The sequence below is a fragment of the Acrocarpospora macrocephala genome (assembly GCF_009687865.1).
Taxonomy (GTDB): Bacteria; Actinomycetota; Actinomycetes; order Streptosporangiales; family Streptosporangiaceae; genus Acrocarpospora; species Acrocarpospora macrocephala.
Genome location: NZ_BLAE01000135.1, coordinates 1 through 7,363 on the forward strand (window position 1 = coordinate 1; position 7,363 = coordinate 7,363).

The 7,363-nt window shown below is 70.4% G+C and carries 10 protein-coding genes; 3 read left to right on the forward strand and 7 right to left on the reverse strand.

Annotated elements, in window-relative coordinates:
- Nucleotides 1-106 precede the first annotated feature (106 nt).
- Nucleotides 107-844, forward strand: a complete 738-nt coding sequence (dapB, locus tag Amac_RS53020) for a 4-hydroxy-tetrahydrodipicolinate reductase (RefSeq protein ID WP_155362014.1) — start codon at nt 107-109, stop codon at nt 842-844.
- On the opposite strand, the gene Amac_RS53025 is transcribed toward dapB, so the two are convergent.
- From Amac_RS53025 to Amac_RS53035, 3 genes are read right to left on the reverse strand one after another with little or no spacing between them, the layout of a single operon-like run.
- On the reverse strand, nt 841-1,713 hold the full coding sequence (locus Amac_RS53025) for a 1,4-dihydroxy-2-naphthoate polyprenyltransferase (RefSeq protein WP_155362015.1): 873 nt from the start codon (nt 1,711-1,713) through the stop codon (nt 841-843). The genes dapB and Amac_RS53025 overlap by 4 nt on opposite strands.
- 9 nt (nt 1,714-1,722) lie before the next feature.
- Nucleotides 1,723-2,328, reverse strand: a complete 606-nt coding sequence (locus Amac_RS53030) for a GNAT family N-acetyltransferase (RefSeq protein ID WP_155351919.1) — start codon at nt 2,326-2,328, stop codon at nt 1,723-1,725.
- 38 nt (nt 2,329-2,366) lie between these two features.
- On the reverse strand, nt 2,367-2,912 hold the full coding sequence (locus tag Amac_RS53035) for a CGNR zinc finger domain-containing protein (protein ID WP_155362016.1): 546 nt from the start codon (nt 2,910-2,912) through the stop codon (nt 2,367-2,369).
- Nucleotides 2,913-3,014: 102 nt separating this feature from the next.
- On the opposite strand from Amac_RS53035, the gene Amac_RS57670 reads away from it, so the two are divergent.
- Nucleotides 3,015-3,146 (forward strand): hypothetical protein, encoded by a 132-nt coding sequence (locus Amac_RS57670; protein ID WP_281356428.1) that lies wholly within the window; start codon nt 3,015-3,017, stop codon nt 3,144-3,146.
- Here Amac_RS57670 and Amac_RS53040 read toward each other — a convergent pair.
- Nucleotides 3,121-4,500 carry an aminotransferase-like domain-containing protein gene (locus tag Amac_RS53040; RefSeq protein ID WP_155362017.1) on the reverse strand — a complete coding sequence of 460 codons (1,380 nt, stop codon included), beginning with the start codon at nt 4,498-4,500 and terminating at the stop codon, nt 3,121-3,123. The two genes, Amac_RS57670 and Amac_RS53040, sit on opposite strands and share 26 nt — an antisense overlap.
- On the opposite strand from Amac_RS53040, the gene Amac_RS53045 reads away from it, so the two are divergent.
- Complete coding sequence (locus Amac_RS53045) at nt 4,499-5,509, forward strand: DMT family transporter (protein WP_155362018.1); 1,011 nt, start codon at nt 4,499-4,501, stop codon at nt 5,507-5,509. The genes Amac_RS53040 and Amac_RS53045 overlap by 2 nt on opposite strands.
- Here the strand turns inward: Amac_RS53045 and Amac_RS53050 are convergent.
- The 3 genes from Amac_RS53050 to Amac_RS53060 all read right to left on the reverse strand — a co-directional run.
- A complete protein-coding gene (locus Amac_RS53050) occupies nt 5,421-5,930 on the reverse strand; it encodes a GntR family transcriptional regulator (protein WP_155362019.1) in 510 nt (169 codons plus the stop codon). The two genes, Amac_RS53045 and Amac_RS53050, sit on opposite strands and share 89 nt — an antisense overlap.
- A 37-nt stretch (nt 5,931-5,967) precedes the next feature.
- Nucleotides 5,968-6,444, reverse strand: a complete 477-nt coding sequence (locus tag Amac_RS53055; protein ID WP_246269268.1) for a GntR family transcriptional regulator — start codon at nt 6,442-6,444, stop codon at nt 5,968-5,970.
- Between the two features lie 166 nt (nt 6,445-6,610).
- Nucleotides 6,611-7,363, reverse strand: a 753-nt coding sequence (locus Amac_RS53060) for a JAB domain-containing protein (RefSeq protein ID WP_246269269.1), incomplete at its 5' end; no start/stop codon positions are given.

The window sequence follows — 7,363 nt, forward strand, 5'->3', positions numbered from 1 at the left end:
TCATTCGAGCGACCACGGTGCCGGCGGGGTCGGGCGGAGCCCGAGAGAATCAAAGGGTGGGCAGGTAGGGGAACCCCGTTACGGTCGTGGGCGATAGCCTTGCGGCATGATTCGTGTTGGGGTGCTTGGGGCGCGTGGGCGGGTTGGGGTGGAAGTGTGCAAGGCCGTACACGCGGCTGAGGACATGGAGCTCGTGGCGGCCGTGGACAAGGATGATTCGCTGGAGTTGCTGGCTCCGGCTGAGGTCGTGGTGGACTTCACGCATCCTGATGTGGTGATGGGCAACCTGGAGTGGTGTGTCTCGCGGGGGATTCACGCGGTTGTCGGGACCACGGGGTTTGATCCGGGGCGGTTGGAGCGCGTGCGGGAGATGGTCGCGCGGCATCCGGGGACCAATGTGCTGATCGCGCCCAATTTCGGGATCGCGGCCGTGCTGATGATGCATTTCGCGCAGCAGGCGGCGAAGTACTTCGAGTCTGTCGAGATCGTGGAGCTGCACCATCCGCAGAAGGCCGACGCGCCGTCGGGGACGGCTCGGCGGACGGCGGAGCTGATAGCCGAGGCTCGGCGGAAGGCCGGGGTGGGGCCCTCGCCCGACGCGACCACGCAGGAGATCGACGGAGCCCGCGGCGCGGACGTCGAGGGCATCCGGGTGCACGCGGTGCGCATCTCAGCGCTGATCGCCCACCAGGAGGTCATCCTCGGCGGCGGGGGCGAAACCCTGACGATCCGCCACGACACCATGAACCGCGCGTCGTTCGTGCCTGGCGCCCTCCTCGGCGTACGGAGAATCCGTGACGTTCCCGGATTGACCTACGGCCTGGAAGCCCTCCTCGACCTCTAGGGAAGGGCCAGCCCGAGGGCGAAGAGCACCCCGAACACCAGCTGCAGCCGGCCGGTCTGCTGCAGCGTGGCGATCAGGGCCGGACCGATGGCGCCCTCGCGGACGGCCTTGACGGGGGCGATGGCGAGGAAACCGGAGAGCAGGACCAGCGCCGTGAAGGGCGCGGCCGGGATCAGGCCGAGGATCACGCCGTAGGGGAGCAGCAGGCACGCGATGTAGAGGGCGCGAGTGCGCTGATCGCCCAGAAGCACGGCGAGGGTGCGCTTCCCCGCCGGGGCGTCGGTGGTGATGTCCCGCAGGTTGTTGACGACCAGGAGCGCGCAGGCCAGCAGGCCGACCGGCACCGCCGCGACGACGGCGAGCCAGGGCAGCCGCTCGATCTGGACGTAGGTGGTTCCGGCGACCGCGACCAGCCCGAAGAAGACGAAGACCGACAGCTCACCGAGGGCGCGGTAGCCGTACGGCCGGGAGCCGCCCGTATAGAACCACGCGGCCAGGATGCAGAGCGCGCCGACGGCGAGCAGCCACCAGGCCCGGGTGGCGATCACCAGAACAAGACCGGCCACGGCGGCGACCAGGAAGCAGCCGAGGGCGGCTTTGAGGACCTGGGAAGCAGTGGCCGCACCGGACCCGACCAGGCGCATCGGGCCCACCCGATCGGTGTCGGTGCCCTTCACGCCGTCGCTGTGATCGTTGGCGTAGTTCACGCCAATCTGCAGCGCCAGCGCCACCACCAAGGCGAGCAACGCCCGCCACCAGACCCACCCACCCGCCTGAACCGCCACCCCGGTTCCCACGGCGACCGGAACGACGGCGGCGGGCAGGGTACGCGGGCGCGCACCGGCCAGCCATTGTGCGGGGGTTGCCACAGAAAATCCTCAGCTGATGTCGGTGCCGAGCCGGATCATCCGGATCGGGCGGCCCATGTCGAGCACCCGCTCGGCCATGTCCTCACCCCACCCGGCCGACTCCAGGAACCCGAGCATCGGATGATTGTCGGCGAAGACCCAGGTCACGACCGCGCTGTAACCGTCCTCACGCAGATGGTCGACGGTCGCGTTGAGCAACCGGCTGCCGTGCCCGCGCCGGATGTGGTTGGGATCGACGAGTAAGGTCAGCAGCTCGGCGGTGGTGGCCGGATGCAGGTCGGGATCCTCGGCGGGCCCGTGCGAGGCCAGCCCGACGACCCGGTCGGAGGCCCGCTCATGCGACGGCGGGGCGAGGATGCCGCCAGGCCCGAGAGCGCTCCAGTGGTCGGTGTCCATCACGACCCGCTCGACCGCGACCAGGACCCGGTGGCGGGGGCTCGGCGGGGACAGGATGGCCTCGTCCCACTGGCGCCGCCACATCTTCTCGGCGGCGGCTCCGGTCATCTGTTCCAGCGGGCCGGGTGGGAGGAACTCCCGGTAGCCCTGCTTCCACGCCCGAATCTGGGTGCTCGTCACCGCGTCGACGTCTTCGAGACGGGCAGGTCTAACACCCATTGGGCCGGCTCCTTTCTGTGCCTGTAACACCGTACTGGTCAGGAGGGCCTCGCCGAACCTTCCGCCTGGCGTCGTGCCCGATATGTCCGGGTTTTCGTTCGATTCCCGCATACGCGCATCGAGCACCACGCGCGGGAACGGTTCTTTGACGAATCGATGAACGCCCATTGGCACGTACCCTCGACGCACACTTTAAGGCGTGGCCAGCTTCCGTCGGCATGACTGGCCGAGATCAGTGCGGCGATCCTGGCGAGGCCGCCCGGGACTCCGGTCAAGCTCGGCGCCAGGCCCGGCACGCCCTGGACCAGGGTCACGTGCAGCGGAAGCGCCGACAGGGCCCACGCGAGCTCGGGTGGGGCGTTGAGCATCATCGCGTCGTGATTGTGGCGCAGCGTGACCCTCAGCCCTTCCCGCAGCCGTACGGCGACGGCCAGGTCGCGGTCGACGGCGCGCGCGGCCGGGTCGATGAGGTCACGCTCCCGCAGCCACACCGTCAGCTCGGCGGGGGTAGCCAGATCGTCCATCCCCCCTTCGACGTCGTAGGTGTTCACGAAGTCGCGGAGCAGCTCAGCCGGAGCGGACATGTGCGGGATCACCTCGAAACCACTGTACGGGAGTTGCAGGTTGTGGAATATTCGACACCGGTATAACGCTTTTACTGGTGTCCATCTTCCAGAGGAGAAGCCATGCACGTCAGCTACCTGGCCTACCTGGCCTACGAGCAGAAGAAGCGGCGCACCCGGCTGGCCCGGCTGCTCAACGACGACATCCCCGCCCCCGAACAGAAGCGGTTCAGAAGGTGGACGCCAAGCGAATGACCCCTTCGGTGAGTTCGGCGTGGTCGGCGGGGGCCATGTGGGTGAGCCGGATCCGGGGGCCCGGCGGTTCCGCGGGGTAGTAGATCCGGCCGGGACTGACCAGGACCCCCGCCCGGTGCGCCCGTTCCACCAGCGCCGCTTCGTCGGTCTCGTCCGGAAGGCGTACCCACAGGTGCAGGCCCCCGGGCGGGACCAGAGGGACTTCGGCGGCGGGCAGGTGGCGGGCGAGGGCCGCGAGCAGCAGGCGCTGGCGCTCGCCGATCTCCCGGCGCACCGTGGCGAGGTGGCGGCGCCAGCCGGGCGCGGTGACGAACTCGAGCGCGGTCTCCTGCAGCGGCCTGGCCACGAAGAACGACTCCACCACCTGGCTGGCCCGCAGCCGCCGCGCCGCGGGCCCGCGCGCGATCAGCGCCGCCACGCGCAGGCTGGGCGCCGAGATCTTGCTCAACGACAGCACGTGCACGACCGTGCCGTGCTCGTCCATGCTCACCAGCGCCGGCGGCGGCGCACCGGTCCCCAGATAGCGCGAAAAATCATCTTCGATGATGAACGCTCCGGCCGCCCGCGCCACGGCCAGCACCTGCTCCCGCCGCTCCCGCGTCAGCGTCGCGCCGGTCGGATTGTGCAGCGTCGGCTGGCAGTAGAACACCCGCGCCCCCGTCACCGCGAACGCCTCCGCCAGCAACTCAGGCCGCACCCCATCGTGATCGACCGGTACGGCGACCGCCCGCAACCCCGCCATCTTCGCCGTCGCCAGCGCCCCCGGATACGTCGGCGTCTCCACCAGCACCGGCTCCCCTGGCGCGGCCAGCGACCGGAAGGCGTGGCTGAGCGCGGCCTGCCCGCCGCTGACCACCAGCACATCGTTCCGCGAGGCCCCCACCTCGGCCGCGAACCAGCGCCGCAGCTCCGGCAGCCCGTTCAGCGGCGGCAGCGCCCACGCGTCGGGCCTGCGCACCGCCCTGGCCGCCGCGGCCGACAGCTCCCGCACCGGCCGCAGCGCCGCGTTGAGATAGCCCCCGGTCAGCGGGATCACCCCCTCGCCCGGTTCGGCCAGCAGCCCGGCCACCCCCGTGTCGTCCACCACCCGATCCCCCAGCGCGACCGTCTGCCACGACGAGTCCGCCTGCGCGGACTCCGGGCGCCCGGGCGCCGCGAACGCGCCGCTCCCCGGCCGGGTGATGACTCGTCCCTCCGCGGTCAACCGCGCGATGGCCCGCGAGACGGTCACCGGGCTGACTCCCAATTCGCGCACCAGCTCCCGGCTGGATCGCAGCTTCGCCCCAGGCCCCAGCCGCTGGGCTTCCGCACGCAGGAGGTCGGCCACTTTGGCGATACTGCTATCCTCTTTCATGAGAGAACAGAATAGCGCTATCGACCGTTATCCAGTAGCGCTCACTCCGCGAGCCCGGGCCGGCGCCTGGCGGGGCACGATGCTCGCGGGCCTCGGCGTGCTGGCCTTTTCGATGACGTTTCCGGGGACCGTGTTCGCGATGCGCGGGTTCGATCCCTATCTGGTGGCGATCGGGCGCGCGGTGCTCGCGGCCTTGTGCGCGGTCGCCTGCCTGCTGGTGGCTAGGGTCCCGCTGCTGCCACCCCGGCGGCACCTCCGTGCGTACGTCCTGACCTCGGCCACCGTGGTCTTCGGTTTCCCCGTGTTCAGCGGCCTGGCGTTGCACGGCGGCGCGAGCACGGCGCATTCGGCCGTGGTGATCGGGCTGCTTCCGGCGGCGACGGCGGCGTTCGCCGTGCTGCGCGCGGGGGAGCGGCCGCGGCCGATGTTCTGGGTGGCCTGCGGGCTGGGCGCGGTGTCGATCACCGTGTTCACCCTCAGCCAGGGTGGCGGGCGGGTCTCGGCGGCCGACCTGCTGCTGGTGCTCGCCCTGCTGTCGGCCGCGTTCGGTTACACCGAGGGCGCCAGGCTGGCGCGGGAGACTCCGGGCTGGCGCGTCATCTCGTACGCGCTGGTGGTCGCCACGCCCGTATCCGTCCCGGTGACGATCCTGCTGGCCGTGACCACCGAGCTCCGGCCGTCCGTGGCAGCGCTCGCCGGTTTCGCCTGGGTGGGCGTGATCTCGATGTTCCTCGGCTTCGTGCCCTGGTACGCGGGTCTGGCCATGGGCGGTATCGCCAGGGCGGGCCAGACCCAGCTCGCGCAGCCCCTGCTCACGCTGCTGTGGGCCTGGCTCCTGCTGGCGGAGGACTTCGGCCCCGCCACCATCCTGGCCGCCCTGGTTGTGCTGGTATGCGTGGCCGCCACTCAGCGCGCCCGGATCACGGCGACGGAGGCGCCGCCGATTGGGGCTCCGGCGCCGGCCAGTGTTCCGGTGGTGACGCGAACGTCCCCCGATACGGCACGGTGAAGACCCAGCCCTCGGTCCGGAGCAGGGCGATGGCCTGGCGGATGGTGGCCTTGGCGACCCCGTGCTCCAGCATGAGCGTGCGCTCGCTGGGGATCGGGCGGTTCGCCCCGATCTCGCCGGATCTGATGGTGGCCGCGACCTCGTCGGCGATCTGGCGGTAGAGCGGCGCCAGGTACGGAGGGCGGGGGGTGCCGGGGGCCCCGACGAAGGAGCCTTCGCCGGGAACGGTATGGATGAGCTGGCGGTCGCGGAGTTCGCGGTGCACCCGGCGGGCCGTCATCTGCGCGACGTCGAAGTCGCGCTTCAGTTCGGTCTCGCTGGGCACCGGTTCTCCCGGGGTCAGCTCCCCGTTGAGGATGCGTTCCCCCACGATGTCGGCAATCTGCCGGTAAAGCGGTATGTGGCCGTCCCTATCGAGCATGCTCGTATCATAGACGTATCCATACGGTTGAGGGGCGCTATTTTGGCCACTTCTCCTTCTCGTTGGCATAGGTCCCGCGATGCGGCACGGTGAAGACCCAGCCTTGCTCGCGTAGCCGCTGTACGGCCTGGCGGGCGGTGACCTTGGAGACACCGTACTGGTCGATCAGGCCCTGCTCGCTGGGGATCGGGCGATTCGGCGGGAGTTCGCCGCTGCGGATGCGTTCCGCCACCTCTGCCGCGATCTCCTGGTAGCGCGGGATCTTACGCTGGCCGCGCGGCGAACCGGGCTGCCCGACGAAAGTGCCCTCGCCTTGCACGGTGAAGGCCAGGCCCTGCTCCCTGAGCTCCCTGGCGACCCGGCGGGCGGTCGTCCTGGCGATGCGGTATTCCTCGACGAGGTCGGCCTCGCTCGGGATCGGGCTGCCTTCCGGCAGGTCGCCGCTGCGGATGCGCGCCGCGATGGCATCCGCGATCTGCTTGTAAACGGGGTTCGGCCCCTCACGATCGAGCACAGACAGATCGTAGCCAAAAGCGGACATGAAGCCACAAACTAGACACCTGATCTTGCGTCTGTAAACATATTCAATACGTATGGAGACATTGCGATGTCGTAGAGTGAGTCGCTAACTTGATCCGCAGGAGTGTTCAGGCGGGTATCGGCCCGCCTGACTTGTGCACTCACGCGTCGATGCGCCGCCAGGCCGTGTCGGTGACGACGAGGTGATCGAGCAGGCGGAGGCCGACGGTCTCGGCGGCGAGATGGAGGTGGGTGGTGACGGCGAGGTCGGACGGGCTCGGGTCCAGCGAGCCGCTCGGATGGTTGTGGGCGAGGCCGAAAGCGGCGCCGCCCGAGGTGAGAACGGTGGTGATGATGTCGCGGATCGGGGCCGGTGTGTGGTCGCTGCCGCCCTCGCTCACGACGGCGCGGCGCAGGATATTCCCGCCGGCGTCGCAGACGACCACGACCAGGCGTTCCCTGGCGTGGCCGTGGAGCAGGGGCGCGACCGCGTGGGCCAGGTCGGAGGAGGAGGTCACCCGGACCCGCTCCGGCTGGGTCTGGGCGCGTCTGACCAGGTGGAAGGCGGCCGAGATGCGAGCCGCCTTGGCAGGGCCGACCCCCGGCACCGCCAGCAGCCGGTGGGCCTCGGCGCGGGCCAGCTCGCCCAGGTCGCCGCAGTGCTGGATCACCCGGGAGGCCAGCTCGACCGCGCTCACCCCCCGGCTGCCCGACCCGAGCAGCAGCGCGAGCAGCTCCCGGTCCGCGAGCGCCACCGCTCCCGACGCCAGCAGCCGCTCTCTGGGCTGGTCGGCTACCGGCATGTCCTTGACGCGCATCTCCACCCCCGGCTCAGTGACCCACCCCCGTTCTACCAGCCCCCACCGACGTTCCCCCCGCCCCACCACGACCCCACCACGCGCCCTCCCCACGGC